This is a genomic window from Thalassorhabdomicrobium marinisediminis (assembly GCF_003072065.1).
Classification (GTDB): Bacteria; Pseudomonadota; Alphaproteobacteria; order Rhodobacterales; family Rhodobacteraceae; genus Octadecabacter; species Octadecabacter marinisediminis.
Map to the genome: position 1 here is coordinate 36,094 of NZ_QCYG01000009.1, position 22,832 is coordinate 58,925.

28 protein-coding genes are annotated in these 22,832 nt (G+C 60.2%); 17 read left to right on the plus strand and 11 right to left on the minus strand.

Features of this window, described 5'->3' with window-relative positions; translation table 11 throughout:
- Window positions 1-35: 35 nt before the first annotated feature.
- The 7 genes from DC363_RS14065 to DC363_RS14090 all read right to left on the minus strand — a co-directional run bounded on the left by DC363_RS14065 (window position 36) and on the right by DC363_RS14090 (window position 5,806).
- Window positions 36-731 carry a TVP38/TMEM64 family protein gene (locus DC363_RS14065; protein ID WP_108641800.1) on the minus strand — a complete coding sequence of 232 codons (696 nt, stop codon included), beginning with the start codon at window positions 729-731 and terminating at the stop codon, window positions 36-38.
- 1 nt (window position 732) lies between these two features.
- Window positions 733-1,119 carry a DUF302 domain-containing protein gene (locus tag DC363_RS14070; protein ID WP_108641801.1) on the minus strand — a complete coding sequence of 129 codons (387 nt, stop codon included), beginning with the start codon at window positions 1,117-1,119 and terminating at the stop codon, window positions 733-735.
- Between the two features lie 525 nt (window positions 1,120-1,644).
- Window positions 1,645-2,955, minus strand: a complete 1,311-nt coding sequence (gene nhaA, locus DC363_RS14075; RefSeq protein ID WP_108641802.1) for a Na+/H+ antiporter NhaA — start codon at window positions 2,953-2,955, stop codon at window positions 1,645-1,647.
- A 270-nt stretch (window positions 2,956-3,225) separates the two neighbouring features.
- Entirely contained in the window at window positions 3,226-3,360 is a 135-nt protein-coding gene (locus tag DC363_RS17300) for a hypothetical protein (protein ID WP_264464704.1), read from the minus strand.
- A 106-nt stretch (window positions 3,361-3,466) separates the two neighbouring features.
- On the minus strand, window positions 3,467-5,104 hold the full coding sequence (groL, locus tag DC363_RS14080) for a chaperonin GroEL (protein ID WP_108641803.1): 1,638 nt from the start codon (window positions 5,102-5,104) through the stop codon (window positions 3,467-3,469).
- Window positions 5,105-5,148: 44 nt separating this feature from the next.
- On the minus strand, window positions 5,149-5,436 hold the full coding sequence (locus tag DC363_RS14085) for a co-chaperone GroES (protein WP_108641804.1): 288 nt from the start codon (window positions 5,434-5,436) through the stop codon (window positions 5,149-5,151).
- A gap of 133 nt (window positions 5,437-5,569) precedes the next feature.
- On the minus strand, window positions 5,570-5,806 hold the full coding sequence (locus DC363_RS14090) for a hypothetical protein (protein WP_108641805.1): 237 nt from the start codon (window positions 5,804-5,806) through the stop codon (window positions 5,570-5,572).
- A 150-nt stretch (window positions 5,807-5,956) separates the two neighbouring features.
- Between DC363_RS14090 and DC363_RS14095 the strand changes: the two genes are divergently transcribed.
- Complete coding sequence (locus DC363_RS14095) at window positions 5,957-6,691, plus strand: Crp/Fnr family transcriptional regulator (protein WP_108641806.1); 735 nt, start codon at window positions 5,957-5,959, stop codon at window positions 6,689-6,691.
- A gap of 58 nt (window positions 6,692-6,749) precedes the next feature.
- Here the strand turns inward: DC363_RS14095 and DC363_RS14100 are convergent, their stop codons facing one another.
- From DC363_RS14100 to DC363_RS14110, 3 genes are all read right to left on the minus strand, one after another.
- Window positions 6,750-6,938, minus strand: a complete 189-nt coding sequence (locus DC363_RS14100) for a hypothetical protein (RefSeq protein ID WP_057821640.1) — start codon at window positions 6,936-6,938, stop codon at window positions 6,750-6,752.
- A gap of 211 nt (window positions 6,939-7,149) precedes the next feature.
- Window positions 7,150-7,563, minus strand: a complete 414-nt coding sequence (locus DC363_RS14105; RefSeq protein ID WP_241963010.1) for a hypothetical protein — start codon at window positions 7,561-7,563, stop codon at window positions 7,150-7,152.
- A complete protein-coding gene (locus tag DC363_RS14110) occupies window positions 7,560-7,985 on the minus strand; it encodes a hypothetical protein (protein ID WP_108641808.1) in 426 nt (141 codons plus the stop codon). The genes DC363_RS14105 and DC363_RS14110 overlap by 4 nt, the downstream gene beginning before the upstream one ends.
- A gap of 273 nt (window positions 7,986-8,258) precedes the next feature.
- Between DC363_RS14110 and DC363_RS14115 the strand changes: the two genes are divergently transcribed.
- The 15 genes from DC363_RS14115 (at window position 8,259) to DC363_RS14180 (ending at window position 20,900) form a co-directional block, all read left to right on the plus strand.
- On the plus strand, window positions 8,259-8,573 hold the full coding sequence (locus tag DC363_RS14115; protein WP_241963011.1) for a hypothetical protein: 315 nt from the start codon (window positions 8,259-8,261) through the stop codon (window positions 8,571-8,573).
- Entirely contained in the window at window positions 8,570-8,914 is a 345-nt protein-coding gene (locus tag DC363_RS14120; RefSeq protein ID WP_073038017.1) for a hypothetical protein, read from the plus strand. The genes DC363_RS14115 and DC363_RS14120 overlap by 4 nt, the downstream gene beginning before the upstream one ends.
- A 107-nt stretch (window positions 8,915-9,021) precedes the next feature.
- The gene (gene hflK / locus DC363_RS14125; RefSeq protein WP_108641809.1) at window positions 9,022-10,089 is read left to right on the plus strand and encodes an FtsH protease activity modulator HflK; all 1,068 of its coding nucleotides are present in this window, start codon (window positions 9,022-9,024) and stop codon (window positions 10,087-10,089) included.
- Window positions 10,086-11,174, plus strand: coding sequence for a protease modulator HflC (gene hflC, locus DC363_RS14130; RefSeq protein WP_108641810.1), 1,089 nt, complete (start codon window positions 10,086-10,088; stop codon window positions 11,172-11,174). Before hflK ends, hflC begins: the two co-directional genes overlap by 4 nt.
- Window positions 11,175-11,444: 270 nt before the next feature.
- Window positions 11,445-11,924 (plus strand): hypothetical protein, encoded by a 480-nt coding sequence (locus DC363_RS14135; protein ID WP_057821651.1) that lies wholly within the window; start codon window positions 11,445-11,447, stop codon window positions 11,922-11,924.
- Window positions 11,921-12,925 carry a hypothetical protein gene (locus tag DC363_RS16725; RefSeq protein ID WP_146180795.1) on the plus strand — a complete coding sequence of 335 codons (1,005 nt, stop codon included), beginning with the start codon at window positions 11,921-11,923 and terminating at the stop codon, window positions 12,923-12,925. Before DC363_RS14135 ends, DC363_RS16725 begins: the two co-directional genes overlap by 4 nt.
- Window positions 12,926-12,959: 34 nt before the next feature.
- Entirely contained in the window at window positions 12,960-13,766 is an 807-nt protein-coding gene (locus DC363_RS14140) for a transglutaminase-like domain-containing protein (RefSeq protein WP_108641882.1), read from the plus strand.
- Between the two features lie 373 nt (window positions 13,767-14,139).
- Window positions 14,140-15,342, plus strand: coding sequence for an IS256 family transposase (locus tag DC363_RS14145; RefSeq protein ID WP_108641811.1), 1,203 nt, complete (start codon window positions 14,140-14,142; stop codon window positions 15,340-15,342).
- Window positions 15,343-15,487: 145 nt separating this feature from the next.
- Window positions 15,488-15,994: a hypothetical protein gene (locus tag DC363_RS14150; RefSeq protein WP_229709627.1), complete on the plus strand. Its 507-nt coding sequence runs from the start codon at window positions 15,488-15,490 to the stop codon at window positions 15,992-15,994.
- Between the two features lie 70 nt (window positions 15,995-16,064).
- A complete protein-coding gene (locus DC363_RS14155) occupies window positions 16,065-16,373 on the plus strand; it encodes a hypothetical protein (protein WP_108641812.1) in 309 nt (102 codons plus the stop codon).
- Between the two features lie 221 nt (window positions 16,374-16,594).
- Window positions 16,595-17,128, plus strand: coding sequence for a transglutaminase N-terminal domain-containing protein (locus DC363_RS14160; RefSeq protein WP_108641813.1), 534 nt, complete (start codon window positions 16,595-16,597; stop codon window positions 17,126-17,128).
- 80 nt (window positions 17,129-17,208) lie between these two features.
- On the plus strand, window positions 17,209-18,843 hold the full coding sequence (locus DC363_RS14165; RefSeq protein ID WP_108641814.1) for a Mu transposase C-terminal domain-containing protein: 1,635 nt from the start codon (window positions 17,209-17,211) through the stop codon (window positions 18,841-18,843).
- A 1-nt stretch (window position 18,844) separates the two neighbouring features.
- On the plus strand, window positions 18,845-19,726 hold the full coding sequence (locus tag DC363_RS14170; protein WP_108641815.1) for a TniB family NTP-binding protein: 882 nt from the start codon (window positions 18,845-18,847) through the stop codon (window positions 19,724-19,726).
- The gene (locus DC363_RS14175) at window positions 19,723-20,514 is read left to right on the plus strand and encodes a TniQ family protein (protein ID WP_108641816.1); all 792 of its coding nucleotides are present in this window, start codon (window positions 19,723-19,725) and stop codon (window positions 20,512-20,514) included. The genes DC363_RS14170 and DC363_RS14175 overlap by 4 nt, the downstream gene beginning before the upstream one ends.
- Before the next feature lie 59 nt (window positions 20,515-20,573).
- Window positions 20,574-20,900 (plus strand): pentapeptide repeat-containing protein, encoded by a 327-nt coding sequence (locus DC363_RS14180; RefSeq protein WP_479685933.1) that lies wholly within the window; start codon window positions 20,574-20,576, stop codon window positions 20,898-20,900.
- Between the two features lie 44 nt (window positions 20,901-20,944).
- On the opposite strand, the gene DC363_RS14185 is transcribed toward DC363_RS14180, so the two are convergent.
- Window positions 20,945-21,565 (minus strand): exopolysaccharide biosynthesis protein, encoded by a 621-nt coding sequence (locus DC363_RS14185; RefSeq protein ID WP_108641818.1) that lies wholly within the window; start codon window positions 21,563-21,565, stop codon window positions 20,945-20,947.
- Between the two features lie 207 nt (window positions 21,566-21,772).
- Between DC363_RS14185 and DC363_RS14190 the strand changes: the two genes are divergently transcribed.
- Entirely contained in the window at window positions 21,773-22,738 is a 966-nt protein-coding gene (locus DC363_RS14190; protein ID WP_108641819.1) for a calcium/sodium antiporter, read from the plus strand.
- Window positions 22,739-22,832: the final 94 nt, after the last annotated feature.

Genomic DNA, 22,832 nt, shown 5'->3' on the forward strand with positions numbered 1-22,832 from the left:
TTCGTTTCAGCTTGCGGCCTCCAGCTGTTGGAAGCTCAAGTCCCTTCTCGATGTTGATCGCGAGCGCCTGCTTCAGGCGTTCTCCGCATGGCGGCCCAAAGCAGCGGAAGGCCTGTCACGAGCCCGAGGCCGAGCACTGCCCAGGTCGCTCGGCCAAGGTCTCCGCTGACCGCCTCGCCTCCGAAATGCGCGAGCAGGAAGCTTGCCGGAATGATGCCGGCCAGCGTGGCGAGGGCGAACCGCCAGGCGTGCAGGCGGCTGAGGCCCGCAGCGTAGCTGATCATGTCGAAAGACACGAACGGCATCAGGCGGCTGGCGAAAACCGTCGCGGTCAACGCGGTCTGCGAGCCGAGCAGCCCGGCATCGACGCGGTCACCAAAGATCCGCCGCAGGACATCATGCCCCAGAACCCGTGCGAGACCGAAGGCGATCAGTGCCCCGAGTTCCGCGCCGATGACGACCTGCACGGTTCCCCAGAGATGTCCGTAGGCCGCTCCGGCCGCCAGTGCGATCGGCGCGCTCGGGATCGGGCTGGCCACGACCGCAAGGGTCATGAGCGTGACGATCAGGACCGGCCCCCAGAGACCCGCGCGCGCCACCAGCATCTCGAGGCGCTCTGGCTCCAGAAGGTCGCGTGCCTCGCTGAACACCGAAGGCGCGAAGTGCCAGACACCGAGCAGTCCGATCCCGAGAATCGCAAGGCCCGTGAGAATGGAGGCGCGCAGGCTCATCTCAGATTGCCGCGACGGCCTTGGTCAGAAGGTCTCGCACATCGCCCGCGACGGCCGTCAGCTCGGCGTTCTCGATCGCCTGCATCGAAGCCACCGGATCGATGGCGCTGACTTCCACTCCGCCCCCCACCTCGCGCAGGATGACGTTGCAGGGCAGCATCGCACCCACACGCGGCTCGATCCCAATGGCCTGATAGGCCATCTTCGGGTTGCAGGCGCCTAGGATGCGATAGGCCGGCATCTCGACATCGAGCTTCTTCTTCATCGTCGCCTTGACGTCGATTTCGGTCAGAACGCCGAAACCCTGATCCGCCAGCGCCTTGCGCGCGCGAGAGTCAATGTCGTCGATACCTGCGCCGGAGATCACGCGATTGATCGTGTAGGTCATTGCGAAGTCCTTTTTCCTATTTCCGAAGATATTTGATCAGCGCCGCTATGGCCAAAACCACCAGCACAAGGATCAACAGGCCGAACAGCCAGCCAAACCCCATTCCGAAGCCCATGTCGTTCCAATTCATCTTCTCGTCCTCCTAGGTTGCACCCCTAAGGGTCGCCTAATAAACAGGCCTCACTACTGCATGCGCAGTATAGCATAGGATCGGTGTCTGGACGGCGGGGCGCCCTTTCCGGCTTCCGCCTATTGTCGAAGAAGTTTGATCGGTGCCTCTATGGCCAAGATCACCAGTACGAGGATCAGCAGGGCGCAGAGCCAGCCAAGGCCCATACCGGTTCCCGTGCCGTTCCAATTCGTGTTCCCTTCCTTGCAGGCAGTTGCTGCACGTTGCGCTGCGTCGTCGGCTGTTGCAGCAACATTGAGCAGCAAAGCATCTCAGAACTGATCGGCGTCGAAATCGACGATGGACAGTAAGGGTACATGAACGAGGTCGCGCAGCGCATCGGCTAAGTATTTTCGTCACCTCATTCGCAATATGAGCCAAATCAGAAGCGAGATGCCGAGTATCGCCGAGAGCGCCGATCCGCCGAGAATACCCAACTTTGCCGCATTCAGGACGGAACTGTCGAATGCGAGGCCTGCGATGAACAACGACATCGTGAAACCGATCCCCGTCAGAAAAGAGCCGGCCAGAATGAAGGGCCACGACAAGCCCGGCGCGAGTTGCGCCAGGCCGGATCGTACGGCAAACCAGCTGAACCCGAGGACGCCGATCGGTTTTCCCAACACGAGGCCGACAATGATCGCCAGCGAGACCGGTTGTACGAAATCGGCACCCTGAATCGTGATGCCGGCATTTGCCAGTGCGAAGATCGGCATGATTGCAAAGCCGACCCAGGGGTGCAGCATCATCTCGAGCCGTTCGACTGGTGAGAGCGACTCAGTGACCGCTCTGCCGGCTTGACGCAGGTCGCGGTGGCTTGCGGCATCTCCTTGTCGACGTTCGCCGGTCGGAACGGCGAGTACGCGCCCAAGGATCTCACGCAGGCGGGCATCGCTCACCCATATGCGCGTTGGCGTCATCAGGCCCAGAATGACGCCTGCAATAGTCGCGTGGACGCCGGAAGCGTCGAAGCATAACCAGACTGCCGCCCCCAGAAGGAAATATACCGGTACGCTTCTGATCCCGAGGCGCGACGCGCCTGCGACGATACCAATCCCCAGAAGGCCCAATCCGAGAGCCGACCAGTTCAACGCCTCACCGTAACCGAAGGCGACCACGAGGATAGCACCGACGTCGTCAAAGATGGCCAGAGACAGCAGGAACAATCGCAAGGTGGGCGGGATCCGGCTTCCGAAGAGCGCCAGGCACCCGATCACGAAGGCCGTATCGGTTGCCATCACGGTTCCCCAGCCATGTATGCCGGGCTGGCCGGACATCAGCGCAAGATACAGAGAGACCGGCACGACCATGCCACCCAAGGCGCCTGCGAACGGCAGGGCGGCCTGTCGAGGGTTCCGCAATTCGCCCAGCACCAACTCGCGCTTGAGTTCCAGAGAAAGCACGAAGAAGAAAAGGGTCATCAGACCGTCGTTGATCCAGTGCCGCAGAGAGCGGGTGAAATCCAACGAGCCGAATGTGAGGCCGATGGGGGTCTCCCAGAAACGAAGAAAGCCTTCTTGCCACGGTGAGTTGGCCAGCCCCAAAGCCAGCAGAACAGCCAGGAGCAGGAGTCCACCAGCTGCCGCTTCGATCTTCAGGAAGCGTGCGAATGGTTTCGTTATACTGTCGGCGGCCTCGTGGGGCAGGCCTTGATGAGTATCGATCACGGGAGAAGCATACCTTTTGGGGTCGACAGAGTCTTTGTCATCGCAAAGCGGATGCGTTGACCGCGAGAAGCAGTTGCCGGCGCCTCAGCCGCGTCGCGTACGGCTCAGGCGGCAAGCGTCCGGGCCTCCGCGAATGAAAGAAATCTCCAGTGCTTCTCGTCTCAGAGGTGCAGCCTTGCGCAGCGGAAGCTCTGCCAAAGTGTTATGCGCGTCGTGTCCCGCCGCCATCAGGCTCCGTATTCAGTGATAGCCAATCATTTGGCCCTCTACCTATTTCTTCTTGTGCTCGCCTAGATTGGTCAAGGTTTTGCCCTTCGTGAAGTCGGCTGTTGCAACGACCTTTTCCTTCACCTTCTTAGGCTTCTTCGCTTCACGGTTGCCACGTCGTTTGTCACCTTTGGTCATTTGAGTTTCTCCTAGTTCTGGATTTGCTTAACGAATTGATCCGTGTTCAAGTCCTTCAAGAATTTGGTTTCGCGTCCTGAGGCTCGTGACCAAGGGACGCAGATCTTCACATCATTCCGCCCATTCCACCCATATCGGACATTTCGTTACCGGCGCCGCCCTCCTTGGGTTTTTGCGCGACCATCGCCTCGGTCGTGATCAATAGCCCGGCATTGGACGCGGCGTTTTCGAGTGCGATCCGAACGACTTTCGTCGGGTCGATAACGCCGGCCTTCAGCATGTCGACGTACTCCTCGGCTTGCGCGTCGAAACCGAAGCTCCGGCTGTCGTTCTCGATGACCTTGCCAACAACGACCGATCCGTCGACCCCGGCATTTTCGGCAATCTGGCGCAGCGGTGCCTGGATCGCGCGCCGGACGATCTTGATGCCGGCATCCTGATCGCCGTTCTCGCCCTTCAGCGATGCCAGAACCTTGCCGGCATGAACCAGGGCCACGCCGCCGCCGGGCACGACACCTTCCTGAACTGCGGCACGGGTGGCATTGAGCGCATCGTCGATGCGGTCCTTGCGCTCCTTCACCTCGATCTCGGTTGCCCCGCCGACCCGGATAACGGCGATGCCGCCGGCAAGCTTGGCCAGCCGTTCCTGCAGCTTCTCCTTGTCGTAGTCCGAGGTGGTGTTCTCGATCTGCGCCCGGATCTGCGTCACGCGCGCCGCGATCGCGCCTTTGTCGCCGGCACCGTCAATGATGGTCGTGTCTTCCTTGGTGATCGTGACTTTTCTGGCGGACCCGAGCATGTCCATGGTGACATTCTCCAGCTTGGTGCCCATTTCCACGGAAATCACCTGACCGCCCGTCAGCACGGCGATGTCTTCCATCATCGCCTTGCGGCGATCCCCGAAGCCTGGTGCTTTGACGGCCGCCACCTTCAATCCGCCGCGCAGCTTGTTGACGACCAGCGTCGCCAGCGCCTCGCCCTCGATATCCTCGGCCACGATCAGCAGTTGCTTCTCGGCCTGAATCACAGCCTCCAGCAACGGCACCGTGGATATGAGAGAGGTCAGCTTCTTCTCGTGAAGCAGGACGACGCAGTCATCCAGCTCGACGACCATTTTCTGAGCATTCGTGACGAAATAAGGGCTCAGATAGCCGCGGTCGAACTGCATGCCCTCGACCACTTCGGTTTCAGTCTCCAACCCCTTGTTTTCCTCGACGGTGATCACGCCTTCCTTGCCGACCTTGGCCATCGCGTCGGCAATCTGCCGACCGATCTCGGCTTCACCGTTGGCCGAGATGGCCCCGACCTTGGCGATCTCTTCGCTGTCGCCGACCGGTCTGGACATGGTCTTGATCTCGGCCACGACCGCAGCGACGGCTTTGTCGATCCCGCGCTTGAGATCCATCGGGTTCATGCCGGCCGCAACCGACTTCATGCCTTCCCGGACAATCGCATGGGCGAGTACGGTTGCCGTGGTGGTTCCGTCGCCAGCCTCGTCGTTCGTGCGCTGCGCGACCTCTTTGACCATCTGGGCGCCCATATTCTCGAAATGGTCCGACAGCTCGATCTCCTTGGCGACGGTCACACCGTCCTTGGTGATGCGCGGCGCACCCCAGGATTTATCGAGAATGACGTTTCGGCCCTTGGGGCCGAGGGTGATCTTTACGGCGTTGGCCAACGTGTCGATGCCTTTAAGCATGCGATCGCGGGCGTCGGTACTGAATCGAACTTCCTTTGCGGGCATGATGTGAATTCCTGAGACTGAGGTTGATGTGAAAGGTTTCGGACTCAGGCGATCACGCCGAGAATGTCGCTCTCCTTCATGATCAGAAGGTCGTCGCCATCGAGTTTGATCTCTAAGCCGGACCATTTTTCGAACAGGATCCGGTCGCCGGCTTTGACGTCCATCGGGATACGCTCGTCGTCCTCGCGCCTTCCCCCCGCACCAACGGAGACAACTTCGCCTCCTTGAGGCTTCTCCTTGGCAGTATCGGGAATGATGAGGCCGCCCTTGGTCGTCTCGTCGCCTTCAATGCGGCGAACGAGCACCCGGTCGTGGAGGGGAGTGAATGACATCGACGTGCTCCTTGTCGAGGATTGTCGGGCGTAAGTACCTTGTTCGAATGCCCGGCTTGGATGCGCGCAAGGCGGCGACAACCTGGTGGGGCTATTCTTCGAGATTGCGGATCAAGACCGCCGCGGTATTGCATCACGAGCGTCGAACCGAGTTTCCGCCAGCGATGATCGCGTTGATCAATTCGGCGACGGCCCGGTGGCTTTCTATTTCGAGTTCGGTGCCAACGGCATTCTCATGGGTCGCCGCGGCGTCGCGAAGAACCCCCACAATCTCGTGCTCCGGCAGCAATCCGAGATCGTTCATGGCAAGCAGGAGCGCTTCGCAGATTGACAGGGCGGCCCGACCTGCATGTTCGCTCGCGGTGGACATCCGGGTTTCCTTCCTTGATATCGTGAACCCTCGGGAATGTGAGGTTCAAATACATCCGCACTTCTCGCAGGAAGTGCTCTATGCTGGACTGATCCAGAGCAGTGTCCGAGTCGATTTCCGCTCTTGGGTCGCGACACGCCAGGAGCCTCCATGGCATCAGCAGAACACAGCCCTTTGACCCGCAAGCTCTCGGCCTTCGTCGCTCTGTCGGAGGTCGAACTGGCCGTGCTTGAGCGACTGCACCAGCGTCGCCGCTCCTTCGTCGCGGGACGTGATATGGTGCATCAGGGCCAATCGGCCCAGGCCGCATACATTCTGTCGTCGGGTTGGGTCTGCTCCTACAAGCTGCAGGCCGACGGGACCCGGCAGATCGTCGATTTCCAGGTGCCGGGGGATTTTCTGGGACTGCGCAGCGTCCTGTTGCGCACGTCGGATCACAGCTTCGAACCTATCGTGGACATCGAGGCCGCCGAAGTGCTGGCGAGCGATCTTCTCGATACCTTCGCACGGACGCCGCGTCTTGCGACGGCCATCCTCTGGGCGGCGTCGCGTGACGAGGCGATGGTCGTGGAGCATCTCGTCGGGATCGGTCGACGTGATGCGGACGCCCGCATGGCGCATTTCTTGCTGGAACTGAAATCGAGGCTTGCGCTGGTCGGCATAGGCAGCAAGGAAGGGTTCGATTGCCCGCTCACGCAGTATCACCTCGCCGATACGCTGGGGTTGAGCGCGGTCCATGTGAACCGCGTCCTACGGCAGCTTCGCGAGAGTGGTTTGGTGACCTTTCGGGACGGCCGCGTGACGTTTCACGACTATGGCGGGCTGGTGGAACTTGCCGAGTTCGATCCGGCATATCTGGATCAGACCGGGCCGCTCCTGAAATGAGAGGGCCGCCCTCTCTTGCTCGGCAGGCGGCCCCGGTGATCACATCAGACGCCGGAGGTTAAGCGAGGGCGTGTTTCGCCGCATCGAGTTCCTTGTTGGTCTCGGCGTCGTTTTTCGCCGTGTGGGCCTTCTCGGCTGCCTGGTAGTGCTTCAGCGCCGCGTCTTTCTTCGGGCCGGAGGGCGCCTTGTCCCACGCGGCCTTCACGGACTTCATCTTCTCGGCAGTCTTGTTCTGTTCGGGAGTCATTGGAATTGTCCTTTCCTGGACGCTCCGAGAATAAGAAGCGTGTCGACATGCCGTCCTTTGGAGATCGACACGCCCACACGCTTCTCGGGTACTCGGAAAAATGCACCACCGAATGTTCGGCGGCACGTCTCACCTAAACGGAGTCGGCGCCCCGCCGCACTGACGCAGGTTAGCCCCGACGCCTGCGGCAGGTCGGTTGCCCATGCGCTTCTCAATTCACTGCAGTTTGCTGGTGGGAAATCCGCAGCCATCTGTCGTCATCGTTGAGGTAGGTTGAGGCACAGAGGGCCTTGTAGATCGGCACATCGGGTTTCTCTGCCGAGACGAGATAGGTGAGAATTGCGATATCACGACACCGCGTGACGCGCCGTTCGGCCATGACAACGGTGCGCCAGCCTGTCCTTTCCCGAAGATGGGTCCAGATCTGGTCGCCCTGGAGGATGCCGGGCGGATAGGGGAACACCATGACGGCGTTGGTCGCTGTCGTTGCCCGCGCGTTCTCGGCGCCACTGGTCCAGAAGTGCTCCTCCATGTCCCAGAGAACGCCCTGTTCGCGAGGCGATAGCGTGCCAGACTTGTGTGCCGCATGTGCCGGTCTGCCCATGGTTGCGGTTGAGACGGTCATTCGCCTGACCCCGACCCGCCAACCATGAACATCTGAAACAGTACGAAGATGATCGCGAGCACCGCCCAGATCGCTCCGCTTGTTCCCGGGCGGCCATCGGCCACCGTCGAGGCAGCGCGCTGCAGGGCACCTGACGTCGGTCCTTCGGGAAGCAGCTGGCTCAGGTCTCGTGCAATCCTGCCGTGATCGCTGGCGAGCGCAGGAACGTCCCGAAATCCGGAAAGCAGCGTTCCCAATCGTGCCCGCGCGCCGTCGCGCCCCAGCATGACCAGTTCAGCGGTTTCTTTCCATGGATCGAGGCCAAGCCGCGCGAGCGTGGAGAGGACCGTCACGATATATCCGTTTCGGTCCTCGCCGACCGATGCATAGAGAAATCGCTCGAACTCGGGTGGGTGCGGGTTGAGTACATTGGGGTCGGCCATTGTATTTCCATTCCTTGGTTGCAGGAACGCAGATCGCCCCTGTTTGCCAAAGGATACGCGCGGGTCGGTCTCCCCGCCCTTACACAGGTCAGTGCGCGCGACTGCACCCCGGGAAGGTCGCAGCAGGTTCGGTGCCAGGGACTAACATGCGTCAGCGCCAGTCGGACGATCCCGATGTACAAGACACTAAAGCGTTCGACTGGTCAGGCCGGGTCTCCAAGGTGCCCTCGACAGTGATGAGCGACGAATCTGCCAACATCGCGGAGATCAGAGATGACCATGCGGTCGACCAGATCGACGGTGACGTTTTCGAACCCTTTCACCTTGCCGGGATACCCGGGCGATTTGCCTGCGGGCGACTACGAAGTTCTTGTCGAAGAAGAGCTTCTCCAGGGGCTCAGCTTTGAGGCGTATCGCCGGACGGCGACCTACCTGACGGTGCGCGGAAGGGGCGGTCATGCGGGACGTACAGAATTACGGGCGATTTCCGACAGCGACCTGAAAGCGGCGCTGAGCCGGGATGCAACCACAAGCGAAACGAACAATCACAGCGAGGCGGCGCTTTTCCCGCAGGAGGACTTGAAATGAATACTCCCGAATGGCTCAAACCCGGCATCTATGGTGCCGTGATCGGTGCTGTCTTTGTCGGCGTCGTCGGATTTACATGGGGTGGCTGGGTGACCGGCGGCACTTCGAATGACCGGGCGGTGGCGATGTCCCGTAACGATGTCGTCGCCTCAATGGTACCGGTCTGCCTCGACATGGCGCGGTCAGACCCGGCTCGGGTGGACAAGCTTGCAACGATCCGGGCAGCCTCAACCTACCAGAGGCGCGACGCTCTCATGACAGCCGGCTGGGCGACGATGCCAGGAACCGATGCCCCAGACCGAGACATTGCGCAAGCCTGCCTGAAGGAACTGGAACTCTGAGGTCATGCTGTTCAGAGCCGACGATGTGATGGCGCAAAACGGTTCGCACCGTCAAACGCGCGAGCCACGCATCGCCCCGAGTGCCAAAACCGAAATAGGAGCTTGCGATGCCTTCTGATAACAATGGACCGGAAGATCGCGGACCTTGGAAAAACAAGCAGACCCGCGTTCCCCCTGAGGTTGACGCAATTCTCAGGCGGGGCCGGGATCGGCTGCACGGCATCCTGCCGGACGGTCTGCCACCGGTGAAGCGTCTTGCAATCGGGGCCGCCATTGCGCTTGCGGCGTTTGGGGCGTGGTCCTCATATTACACGGTGCCGAGCGACTCTGTTGCGATTGTCCAACGGTTCGGGAAGTACGCGGCCGAGGTCCCTCCGGGGCTGCACTTCAAGATCCCGTTCGGGATCGACGTGACCACGTTGGTCCCGGTCAAGCGCCAGTTGAAACAAGAGTTCGGGTTCACGACTCCGGGTGCCTCCGATCCCTATCAGAGCCCGACGGACGGTCGCCGCGAGACCGAGATGGTGACTGGCGATCTCAACGCCGCGCTCGTGGAGTGGGTGGTGCAGTACCGGATTTCCGAACCCCGGAAGTTCTTGTTTGAAGTGCGCGAGCCAAGCGCGACCCTGCGTTACGTCTCGGAGTCCGTCATGCGCGAAGTTGTGGGAGACCGCACAGTCGACGAGGTGATCACCGTCGGGCGCCAGGAAATCGAAAGCGAAGCCCTGATGAAGATGCAGGCGCTCGCGACCAAATACGCGATGGGCATCAGCATCGATCAGGTACAGCTGAAGAACATCAATCCGCCCCAGCCGGTTCAGGCCTCGTTCAACGAGGTCAACCAGGCACAACAAGAGAAGGAGCGGATCATCAACGAGGCCCGCCGCGAATACAACCGCGTCATACCTCTGGCCGAAGGCGAAAAGGACCAGCGCATCCGCGAAGCCGATGGCTATCGCTTGAGGAGGATCAATGAAGCCGAGGGCGATGCGGCCCGATTCACGGCCCTCCTGACGGAATACCGTCTGGCGCCCGAAGTTACCCGGCGCCGGATCTACATCGAAACCCTTCAGGATGTTCTGCCGGGAATTGGTTCCAAGATCATTGTCGACGGGTCCACGGCAAGCATCCTCCCGCTTTTGAACCTTGATCGACAGACAGGAGAGCAACGATGAAGACCCTTTCGCTTATTGCCTCGGGGATCGCGGTTGCCGGGGTCGTCGCTGCGTCATCCGCCGTCTACACCGTCGGCGAGGTCGAGCAGGCCATCATCACCCAGTTCGGCAAGCCGGTCGGCGCGCCGATCACCGAGGCTGGTCTCAAGATAAAACTCCCCTTCGTTCAGGAGGTTAACCGGATCGACAGCCGGGTTCTGGAGTGGGACGGCTCGCCATCGGACATGCCCACCAAAGACAAGCTCTATATCTCGGTCGATCTCTTCGCGCGCTGGAAGATCACCGATCCTCTGCAGTACTTTCTGCGCCTGCGCGACGAACGCAGCGCCCAGTCGCGCCTCGATGATATCCTCGGTAGCGAGACGCGGAACGCCGTCGCCAAGCACGAACTCATCGAGATTGTGCGCACGACCAGGGGCCGGACGCCGCTTCGGGACACGCTTCTGACTGATCAGGAGCTTGCGCAGGACATTGGCGCACTGGTTCCCATCACGAAGGGGCGGGCGCTGGTCGAGCAGCAGATCTTCGAGGCGGCGGCGGAGAAGGTGCGCGTCTTCGGGATTGAGCTTCTCGACATTCGTTTCAAGCGCATAAACTACAATGAGAGCGTGCGACCCAAGATCTATGACCGCATGATCTCGGAGCGCCGGCAGATCGCCGAAAGATTCCTGTCCGAAGGCAACGGTGAAGCGGCCCGTATTCAAGGCAACAGGGTGCGGGATCTGAACAAGATCCAGTCCGAAGCCTATCGCGCCGTCGAGGAAATCCGCGGTGCCGCCGATGCCGCAGCAGCAGCAATCTATGCGGGCGCCTACAATGTTGATGCCGTTTCGGTCGAATTCTACGATTTCACCCGAACAATGCAGGCCTACGGCGACATGATTTCCGACGACACGACGCTTGTCCTGACGACGGACAGCGATCTGTTCCAGTTCCTGCGTGGCATGCAGGGCGAGGCAGACCCGATCCGCGATCCAGGCAGCGTTCCAAGCGACGGTGGCGTGGCGTCAATCGGCAGGGCCCGACCAGCGCAAGACCCCGCGACGCCAATCGTGACACAGACGGAGGTCGAAGCAGGCCGATAGGTTCATGGTGGAGGGTTTCAAGCATGAATAGAGGGTATCAAGCGGGAAGCACGTCAATGACACCGGGACCACCGAGGTCGGTTTCTTTCCGCTTCTGAGCAAGACACACCCACTTAATTTCCGTGCCCCTAACCTGCGTCAGCGCACGATTTGCGCTTGGCTGGTAGGTGGATGGCAAGAGATGGATCGCGATGAGGCGAGGGCCTGCCTGCCCCCACTCGAGGACACGACTTCCAACGTCGCACCGCGCAGCGAGGAGGACAATACGCTATGACATCAGTCAAACATCTAACCAGGACAGCCGCAGAGACCACCGATCTCGAACGGCGTGTGCTCGCCCATGAGAAGGTGCTTCAAGCCCTGATCGCCTTCATGGCCCGCACCGAGCCGCGATTTATTGATCATCTGAGAGAACGGTTCGTCGAGCCGATGCGCATGGCGCGGCATGAACATGACTACCGCGAAACCGATGATTATGCGGAAGAATTCATTCGCGCCGTGATGCTCCTCGTAGACGTGCGCGCGCCAAACGAGAGGGAGCCGGAAATGACCGACATGAAACCCGTGCCGCCGAAAAGCAGAGGAGCACAAGATTCTTCCATGAACCGGCCGACGCAGCGCAATGGGGTTCAGGTGCGCGAAAGAAACGGCATCTGGGAGGTGCAGGTCGATGGCAAGTTCCGGGGCGACTACCACCAGAAGGAACATGCCCTTGCGGCTGCGGCTTTAATAAAGTTGTCCCAAAAATGACCAACCGCGCCCGCCTTACAGTTCCGCAAGACTTCCCGATTCAGGCGGCAGAAAACGAGGGCATGCCACCAAGACCCGATTTCGAGGATACGCAACCGCGCTTCACCCGCCCCGGGAGCCAAACCGGAACACACTGCCTGGGTTCTTTGAAGGAAAAAACGGCGACTGGCAAAGCTTGGCCTGCAAGGGAAAAGCCGATCAGACAGGACAAGAAGAAAAACAACAATTCGCTAGCACGACTGATCTCTAGGCTGGCTGTCGTGGCCGGTATCATTGCGTCTGTGGCCTTCCCAGTCTTTGCTCAAGACGGCACTGGACCGATGCCAGACAACGCAGAGGCGCGGAACTATGGTGGGGGCTGGGACTGCGATCCCGGTTTTCGGGTGGACGGTGCCGAATGCTTGGCTCTCGACATCCCCGACAACGCCTATGCTACAGGGCGGACATATGGTTCAGGCTGGGCGTGCAGGCGAGGATACGAAGAAGTGGGCGATGCGTCCTGTGAAGCGATCCCCGTGCCCGAGAATGCCTATCTGCGATCATCAGGTTACGACTGGCAATGCGAGCGCGGATACCGGCAGGATCGTGAGACATGCGTGCCAATCGTCCTTCAGGAACATGGATACCTCACGGAAGACACGTCGGGGTCCGGGTGGGTATGCGACCGCGGTTTCACACCGTCGGCGAGCGCCTGCGTTCCGATTTCGGTTCCCGAAAACGGCTATCTCACCAATGCCGACTATGGTGCCGAATGGGCCTGTGAAAGGGGCTTCTTCGAAATCGATGGCCGCTGTGATCCCGTGGCGCTTCCGGCAAACGCCTTTCTGGATCAAGAGTCCTACGGTCCGGGATGGCGGTGCGAACGGGGTTTCGAGGCGGTGGACAACGCCTGTGTGGCGATCGACCTGCCCGCAAATGCCCATCTCGATCGATCCGGAAACCGCTGGCGTTGCGACCGGAGCTTTCAACTTTCTGACGGGGCGTGCGTTCTTGGACGATAATGCCCCCAAATCGCGTCCGGCCGAGACGGCTGGCATGCGGTTGCGGATAGGCTGTCGCCTGCGTTACCAGCTGACCCAGCCGACGCCGCTCATTGCAATGCTGAATGTGCACTATTCGCGGTTCGGCGATCTGGAGCGTGCAGACTGTCTCATGACGCAACCGAGCGTGCCGCTGGAAAGCTATCGCGACGGCTTCGGCAATTGGTGCACGCGGATGGTGGCGCCGGCGGGGGACTTCACCCTGTCCACCGACGGGATCTTTCGCGACACCGGATTGCCCGATCCGTCAGCGACCGAGGCCGCGCAGCACGCCGTTCAGGACCTGCCCTTCGAAACCTTGGTCTACCTTCTCGGCAGTCGTTACTGCGACACCGATCTTCTTTCGGAAGAGGCATGGCGGCGCTTCGAGAATACCCCGCCTGGCTGGGCACGCGTTCAGGCGATCTGCGATTTCGTGCACAGGCATGTCCGCTTCGATTACATGCAGGCGAGCGCGACCAGAACCGCGTCCGAAACGCTGGCCGGTCGGCAGGGCGTCTGCCGGGATTTCTCCCATCTCGCCATCGCCTTCTGCCGCTGCATGAACATCCCGGCGCGTTACTGCACCGGCTATTTGAGCGAATTCGGTCAACCGGAGCCTCACGCCCCCGACGATTTCGCAGCCTGGATGGAGGTCTTTCTGGGTGGCCGCTGGTGGGTCTTCGATCCAAGAAACAACAGCCCGCGCATGGGAAGGATCCTGATCGCGCGCGGTCGGGACGCCGCCGATGTGCCTCTGACCCAGACATTCGGGCCGAATACGCTGACGCAATTCAACGTCTGGACAGATGAGTTGACCTGACCTTGGTTTCTTTTGCGACGGGACATCGTAAGTCCGTTCGCCAGTCCCCATATACATAATACCGACGCCAAGCGTTCCGGTCCGACATGGACGGGGAGTTGCCGTCGGTCAATCAAAGGATCGATGACATGTCTTTCAAGGACCTGACTGCCCGGGCTGCGGCTGCAATGAATCCGAAGCCTGAGGAGATAGCTAAGACTCCTGCCAAGGAGAACGAGTCCAAGCCTGCCGGCAAGGACATACCAGCGAAACCCAAGACATCTTGAGACGTCCACGGGGGTGACGTCCATGGACGTGGTGTAGCTTGCGGTGGCCATCGGGTTTCCCGGTAGGGTCGGGTTGCGAGAACCAACCTGAACCAAGGATAACTCCGATGACCAAACCGATGATGGACCTGCGTGCGCTTGTCGAAAAGAGTGCAGATGCCGATCTGCTGCGCGAGATGATCGGCTTCGCGGCCGAGCGGCTGATGGAACTTGAGGTCGGCACGAAGACCGGCGCCGACTACGGTGAGAAGAGCAGCGACCGGCTGGCGCAACGCAATGGCTACCGGGATCGGGACTGGCAGACCCGTGCTGGCAGCGTCGAGCTGCGTATTCCGCGCCTGCGCACAGGTTCGTACTTCCCATCTTTCCTTGAGCCACGGCGGTCCGTCGAAAAGGCCCTGACCGCGGTGATCCAGGAAGCCTATGTTCACGGCGTATCGACCCGCGCCATGGATGATCTCGTACAGGCGATGGGCGGGACTGGCATCTCCAAGAGCCAGGTCAGCCGCTTGTGCGAGGAAATAGACGACCGTGTCGATGCCTTTCTGACCCGGCCCATCGAGGGCGAATGGCCTTACCTGTGGATCGATGCGACGTATCTGAAAGTGCGCCAAGGCGGTCGCATCGTCAGCGTCGCGGTCACGCTCGCCGTGGGCGTCAACACGGACGGCAGGCGCGAGGTGCTGGGCATGGCGATTGGAGCCTCCGAGGCCGAGCCCTTCTGGACCGAGTTCCTCCGCGATCTCGTCCGGCGCGGCCTGTCAGGCGTGAAGCTGGTGATCTCTGACGCCCATGAGGGCATCAAGGCGGCCACGGCCCGCGTGCTGTCGACCAGCTGGCAGCGGTGCCGGGTTCACTTCCAGCGCAATGCCTTGGCCCATGCCGGCAAGAGCAGCCGTCGGGTGGTGTCAGCCTTCATCGCCACCGCCTTTGCCCAGCCCGACCACGCGGCAGCCAAGGCCCAATGGCGCCAGGTCGCGGACCAGATGCGCCCAAAGCTGCCCAAGCTCGCAACGCTCATGGACGGGGCCGAGGAGGACGTCCTCGCCTACATGACCTTTCCCCAGCAGCACAGGACGAAGCTGCACAGCACGAACCCCATCGAGCGTCTGAACGGCGAGATCAAGCGGCGCACCGATGTCGTCGGGATCTTCCCCAACGAGGCATCCATACGCCGCCTCGTCGGCGCCATCCTGATGGAACAGACCGAGGAATGGACCGTCCAGCGTGGCAGGTACATGACGCTGGAAACGCTCGCTCCTGTCTGCGATGATGTCATGGTCAGCCTGCCTGCAGCGCAGCGCGACTGACAAGCTCGGCCCGCCGGTGAGCGCGAGGCCCGGCGTAAGCTACACCACGCCGCGGGACATCATCTCCACGGGCCACGCATCTTATACTCAAATGGGGCGCGGACCACCCACAGCAACAAAAGAAACAAGCGAAAGGACAGCGCCAATGGAAGATCTGACGAGCAAGACTATCGCGGTTTTCTCCCGACCGTTCACCGTTCCAGGCTTTGCTGAAACGCTTCCGGCGGGCGAGTACGAGATTGAAACGGAACTGGCGTCTCCCCCGGATCAAGTGGACCCCGAAGCTTGGAAAGCCTCCGTCTTGGTGAAGCTTCATCCCCGGACATCGCATCCTGGACTGGAGAGAATCCTGACTGTTTCCCTTGCCGACCTCGACCACGCACGCGCGAGGGACAAGCTGACCGGTAATGCCTTGACGGATTTCTTCCTCGAGGAGATGCTTGCCGACCCGATGATCCGTCTCGTTATGCAGGCGGACGGCGTCTCCGAGGCGCATTTGCGACATCTTTACTCCAGGCCCGGCTTGCCGGAGGCGGACAATAGGCAGGCAGGGCAAGTTGCCCCCTCCAAGCCGAAGGGGATACGAAATGGGACGGATGCAGGTATTTCCGGCCCACTCTCTGGAAGTTCTCGTCCCGGCATAGGAGAATGACGCCGTTGTTGGACAGATGCTTCCCGATCCAACCGAGTGCGTTGTTCGAATGGATCGAAGGGGCTCGGTTTTGACCGATCACCCGATCAATCTCGACGGTCACAGATCCGCTGCCGACCAGCGCGAAACAGAGATGCGTCGGCGCCCTGCGAACAGCCAGCCACCCTCTACGCTCTCGTCGCAACTTGGCCTCGGAAGTCTCGAAGATCAGATGCTGGCAGAGCCTGCGCGGACATGGGTCGAAGTCATGGAGAAATGGCGCTTTCTTCTTGTTCGCTACGCATCGCCCCCCGAGGCTGGAGATGAACGCCTTCAGAAACTAATCAAACGGGCCCTTGGCGACATGGAACGACTGAGGAAACGCGAGGAGCGGAAATGACGATCAAGTTCGCGGACGAGGAACTCGAGATTCCGAGGGCAGCGGCCGACGTTGCCGCCGAGCGCTTCTGTTTGAAGTGCAGGTCGCGCTTCTGGAGCGAGGGGTTCGTTGAGCGCATATGTTCGCGTTGCAAGGGGTCTGCCGTTTGGCGCGCGGCTATTTCCGAGGGTAGCGGACATGGGCGCCGACGTTCCGGCGGTCGTTTGTCGTAGGTCTCACCGATGCCATCGATCACCCTCACGCACACAACCTGCTATCGGTATCGCATCGCTGTTTCACTCGGCCCGCATCGGTTGATGTTGCGTCCGCGGGAAACCCGGGATCTCAGTCTGACGTCTTTCGACCTGAAGATCAGTCCCGAGGCCCGCATCGACTGGTCAAACGACGTTGCCGGCAATGCGATCGCGACGGCTCAGTTCGACGAGATGACGGAGTCGCTTTCGATCCGGTCGCGCGCGCGGGTGGACCTGAGCGCGCCTGTCTGGCCGGTTTTCCCGATCGCTGCCGACGCTGCCTCCTACCCATTTGTTTATTCCAGCGACGACCGGACCGACCTCGGCTCGCTGGCGAAGCCGCAATACGCGGACGCCGCGGGGCGGTTGTCCGCGTGGGTTGAAAGTTATGTCATGTCACGGCCAACAGACACGCTGTCACTGCTGAAGGACATCAGCAACGGCATCACGGCCAGCTGTCGCGTAGCCCTTAATTGTGAGATGATAAATCCAACGAAATCAACGGCCGTGCTTTGCCCTTAAATATGAGATTTTGCCTTTAATTCCGATATTTTTGCCCTTAAACCTGAGACAGGGTTCACAGACTTGTGCGGCAAATATTGATGGATGATGATCGCGAAGACTCCGTTGCCGTTGGTGCCGAAGAGGCGCGCAGGGCCGCGGTGCTGCGCCCGCTTGTTCAAGCATTTCTGAAAGGGACTGGCAGCCTGGAAAGTGGCATCAATGATGCCGTTTGGGAGCTTGGTGTCAGCAGGGCGACGGTCTGGCGTTGGATAAAGCGACTGGTCGAAGAAGGCGGACGCACCAGTGCCCTGGCCCCGAGGAAACGGGGCCGCCCGGCCGGCACGACCTTGATATCCAGCAAGGTCGAAGCGGTGATCGAAGGGCACCTTCGCCGTTATTTCTTGCGCCGGGAGCGTTCGAGCCTGTCGCGCGTCGTGACAGAAATCCGCAGCGCGTGTTGGCAACAGGGCTTGCAGCCGCCGACACGGCGGACGGTTCAGCGTCGTCTGGATGTGATGGATGCCCGCGAAGTTGCGAAGGCACGAGAGGGCGCAAAGGCGGCCCGCCAGAAATTTGCGCCGGTCACAGGTGAGAACAAGGCCAGTCAACCTTTGGAGAAAGTGCAAATTGATCATACGCCCGCGGACATCATTCTTGTCGACAGCTTTGAGCGCCAATCAATAGGCCGACCGTGGGTCACGCTGGCGATCGACATCGCAACGCGGATGGTAACTGGATACTACACCTCTCTGGAGGCCCCTTCGCGTCTGTCAGTGGCGCTTTGCCTGACACAGGCGGTTGCCCCCAAGGCGGAACTTCTGGCGGAATTAGCGTGCAATATTCCTTGGCCCGCACAGGGCAAACCGCATAGCATCCACGTCGACAATGGCCGCGATTTCCGGTCGCATGCCTTTCGGTCGGCATGTGCGGAATGGGGGATAGATCTGGTCTATCGGCCGCCGGGAAGTCCTCACTTTGGAGGTCACGTCGAACGGTTGATCGGGACGATGATGGGGGCCGTTCACCTGTTGCCGGGAACAACGCAATCCTCGATCGCGGCCAAGGGCGACTATGACGCCGAAGACATGGCCACGATGACGTTGAGCGAATTCGATCGCTGGTTTGCTCTGGAAATCTGCCGTTACAACAACAGCATTCATTCAAGTCTTGGCTGCACGCCCGTTGCCAAATGGGAGGCGCGCTCAGAGCAAATGATGGGCGACATTCCCTTTGAGATGGAAGCCTTTCGGGTGAGCTTTCTGCCGAGCGAACTGCGCAAGGTCAGACGTGACGGCATCCATCTGTTCCAGATACGGTACTGGTCCGATGCCCTTGCAGGCCACATTGGGCGCGGGGATGGAAAGGTGGTCGTTCGCTACGATCCTCGCGATATCTCAATGATCTGGGTCGAACTGGACGATGGCCGATATGTTGAGGCGCGCTATCGAAACCTGGAAATGCCGCCCGTGTCTCTCTGGGAATATCGCGATGCGATGAGGAAGGCCCGTGCCCTTGGCAAGTCAGGGTCCAATGAGCTGGTGCTGGCTGAGCTGATCCGACAGCAACGCCAGATCGAAGCTGAAAGCCGGGGCCTGACGAAGGCTGAACGCCGATCCCGTGAAAGAAAAGGGACATTGGAGGGCACCAACTCGGCTGTCGCGACAACCGAAGGGCTGCGCGCGATCGATACGGGTGATACATCGCGCCCATTGTTCAAGGTGGAGAGATGGTGAATTGAGGGCAAGGACAACTGAGGAAGACGGTCGGATCGCCCTCATTCAATCAGATATCTGGATCGGCTTTCCGCGGGCCGAACAGGTGTTGGAGCGTTTGCAAGGCATGATCGAAGCGCCACGGCAAACTCGTATGCCCGGGCTTCTTGTGCATGGCGCTTCCGGGATCGGAAAGACGATGATCGCCCGAAACCTGTCGCGTAAGTACGCACCAGAATACGATCCAACGTCAGGCATCACCCGCACACCGCTGCTGCTGCTGCAAGCGCCGCCCGCACCCGACGAACGGCGGTTCTATCTGCACATTTTGGCCGCCGTCGGCGCCCCGGCGACGGCACTGAGCGCACGCGCTCAAAATGTGGCTTCCCTCGAAGTCCGTGTCATCGCGCTCTTGCGCGACCTTGGCCTGCGGATGATCATGATCGACGAGGTTCACAACCTTTTGGCCGGGACCCACCGCGAACAGCGCCGCTTTCTCAATGTTCTTCGATATCTTAGCAATGAACTCGAAGTGTCGCTGGTCTGCCTCGGGGTCAGCGAGGCCGTCGATGCGATCCGTGGTGACATCCAGCTTGCCAGGCGGTTGGATGAACATCACCTGCCAAACTGGCGCGACGATGCCGAGTTCTCGGACATGATCCAGACACTCATCGCGGCAATGCCCCTCGAGAAAAAATCCAACCTGAAGGTCAAGTCACTCAAGCAGATACTTGCGTTGACCGGCGGGGTGACCTCGCGCATCTTCGCCCTGATCAAGGATCTTTCCATCGACGCCATTGTCACAGGTAATGAATGCATCACTGATGGCGCGATCGCAAAATGGACGCCGGTTTGGTCGCGCCATGCGAACGCCCATCGGCGACTCGAGAAGTCCGGGGTGTGAAGCCGCACCCGCTGCCGAAAACTGTCGCGCCGCTGCCAGACGAGTTGTTGTCAGGTTGGTTTTCTCGGCTGGCGGCGGCCAACTACTGCGATGACGCGGAACTGCTGGCTCATATCAAAATCGATACCGCGCATGGCACCGCCTTGGACTTCAGCGTCGACGCGGCTACGGCGGAGAAGATTGCCAACGCCGCACGAGTCGACCCAGATGTTGTGCGATCTTTGACCTTTCCGGCAATGACGCCACGAGAAGCCTCGCTGACGGCTCAGATGCCATTCCAGCATTGCCTGCAATGCTCCAGAGAGGGTCTTTCGCTCAGGCATTGGAGGCGGGCCTGGGCATTTGACTGCCAAGTTTGCGGGACGAGACTTGTGCAGACCCTTGGCAAACCCGGTGACGAACAAATATCTGAAAAACTGATTTACCGAGCGCGCCGCGGGGCAGGGATGCTTGAGTGCGCCGCGCGATCACGAAGCCCCAAGCAACTAAGGCGCGCAATGCGTGCAGTCGCCTTTGCCATGTCACTCAAAACTTTCCGTGGGGATCCGTCGTTCGCTGTTCAGAACCCCAGATCGGAAGTTAGGCTGTTCTGCCTCGCCGCAATCGCCGCCGCTCGATCTCGTCCCTTGGCTAAGGCAGCCATCGTCAGCCACAGCATCGACGACTATGCAAGGGTTGCTCTCTTGCGCGCCTTCGAGAAGGAGCCACGTCTGCTTGCCGCGGTTGATCACATCGCGCAAAGGCGCGCGAGAAGTGCAGGCCCCATGACAGCCGCATCTCGCAATTAAGGGCAAAAATTGTCGCCAAACGCGTCACGTCTCAGATTTAAGGGCAACGCGACAGCTGCATATTTGAAGACCTCGATCTGTCTGGGCGCAAGATGACGGGGGTTGATCTCAGGGGGTCCACTTTTCGGAATGTTGATTTCACTGGTGCTGGCCTCGGCATCGCGATCTTCGACAACGCCGTACTGGAGAACGTGTCATTTGAAGGCGCAGATTTAGGTGGAGCAAGCTTTACGGACGCAACACTGAAGAACGTTTCGTTCGATCGCTCGGACCTGACTGGTGCGGTGTTTGATGACGTCATTTTGAAAGATACGCATCTTCAATCTGGGATGCAGTGCAACACTCAGATGCAAGATGGGCTCATGGATAATTCCGATTGCGATTGATCGGCGCTGGTGCTCGTCCATTCTCAGGGGGCTTGAGCCCGTCTTCAGTGGATAAGGGCCTCCGCGCCCGCAGCGAGGGAGGTGAGGATTGTTGCGGTCAACAAGACCGATGCCGCACCAAGGACCAGACCCACACTGCTGACAAGGCCGTCTTGCTCCACAATGCCGACGCCAATGATGAAGAGCGAGATGGCCGGGAACCAACCGCTCAGGGGAACTGGCAAGAAAAGAGCGAATGCGATCACGAACATGAACAGGCCGAGAGGTCGTTCATTGCGCCGGGAAAACAGCGTCTTGTAGCGAGGCACGAGGATGCGTTCGAGCCTTCGTGTCACCGGCCGGAGGCGCAGGACCGTCCGCCTCAGCTTCAAAGGGTCAATCCGCAGACGGGCCAAGCGCCCTGGAAGTTTCACATGGGGGTAACCCAACATCATCTGGGCTGTGGTCACCAGAAGAGGCAGCGCCGTGATCAGGGAAGACCCAGGTGGCAGTGGCAGCAGCGTCAGCAGCGAGAACACCACGATCGCCCATCCAAAGGACGCCTCGCCGAGAGCCGACAGGAGACTGCCGAGAGTGAGCGTACCAGCACGATGCTGGCGGCGTGCCGTGCGCAGGATCGGGAGCGACAGCGAGGGTCGCCGTATTTCACCGTCGTTGCGCTGCATCTGGTTCCTTCCGGGTGGGTCACTACGATATCAGATCGCCAGCACCTGTTTACAATCGCCGGGCGCATTTCAATGAAGAAGACACGCAAAAAATTACGAACAGGGAGATGGCTTGCAGTTCCTTTTCTTTGATCAACACCTTAAATCCCGACATGACAATCAGAATGCTGCCATGCCGAAGCCGACTATTAACCGACAGGACCACGAATGCTTCATGATCTTCTCTTCGTGGCCGCTGGCCTCGTCCTACTTTTTGTCGGCGGCGAAGGGCTTGTGCGCGGCTCGGTTGCCATCGCTGAGCGGCTCGGCATATCGAAGCTCCTGATCGGGCTTGTCATTGTCGGCTTCGGCACGTCCACGCCCGAGTTGCTGGTGTCAGTGAACGCCGCTCTCGACGGCGCATCCGAAATCGCCCTCGGAAACGTTGTCGGCTCGAACATCGCGAATATCCTGCTCATAGTAGGCGTGGCTGCGCTCATTGCACCCATTATGGGCTGGGAGCGCACGGCGGTGCGCGAGGCACTCGTGGCAACCCTCGTTTCGCTTGCGGCGTTCGTCTTGGTACAAGGGGAAATCATCACCCGCATCGAAGGGATTGCGATGCTGATGGTGCTGGCGGGCTATCTTTTCTCCACCTATTGGCTGGAGCGGAGGAACCGCGCCGCCAAGACGTTTCAACATGAGGCAGAGGCGTTCGAGGACATTCCCTTGCGGCGCCCCTGGCTGGCGCCTGTCCTCGCGCTTGGCGGAATCGCGGCGCTTGTGTTCGGAGCGGACCTGCTGGTCGATGGAGCCGTGAACATCGCGCGGACTTTCGGAGTGCCGGATGCCGTGATTGGGCTTTCGCTGGTCGCCATTGGCACCTCGCTGCCCGAGCTTGCCACCGCCATTGTCGCCGCGATCAGGCGCCAATCTGACGTCGTACTGGGCAACGTCATCGGGTCAAATATCTTCAACATTCTCGCCATTCTTGGCGTAACCGTCGTGATTCAGCCAATCGAAGTGAGTGCACGGTTTCGCACCATCGACACGCCCGTAATGCTGGGGGCTGCCTTGCTACTGTTGACGTTGCTGTTCGCAACGACGAAGGTCGGGCGGCTTTGGGGCATTCTCATGCTGGTCGCCTATGCAGCCTATATGGTGTTCTTGTTCTCCAGCGGAATGTCAGCCTGAGAGGCCAATGATAAATACTCCCATTAGCAGGTCGCTGAAATAGTCGGCTGCCAAGAACGTTGTTCTGGTCAGGCGGGAGGGAACCAGCTCCGAT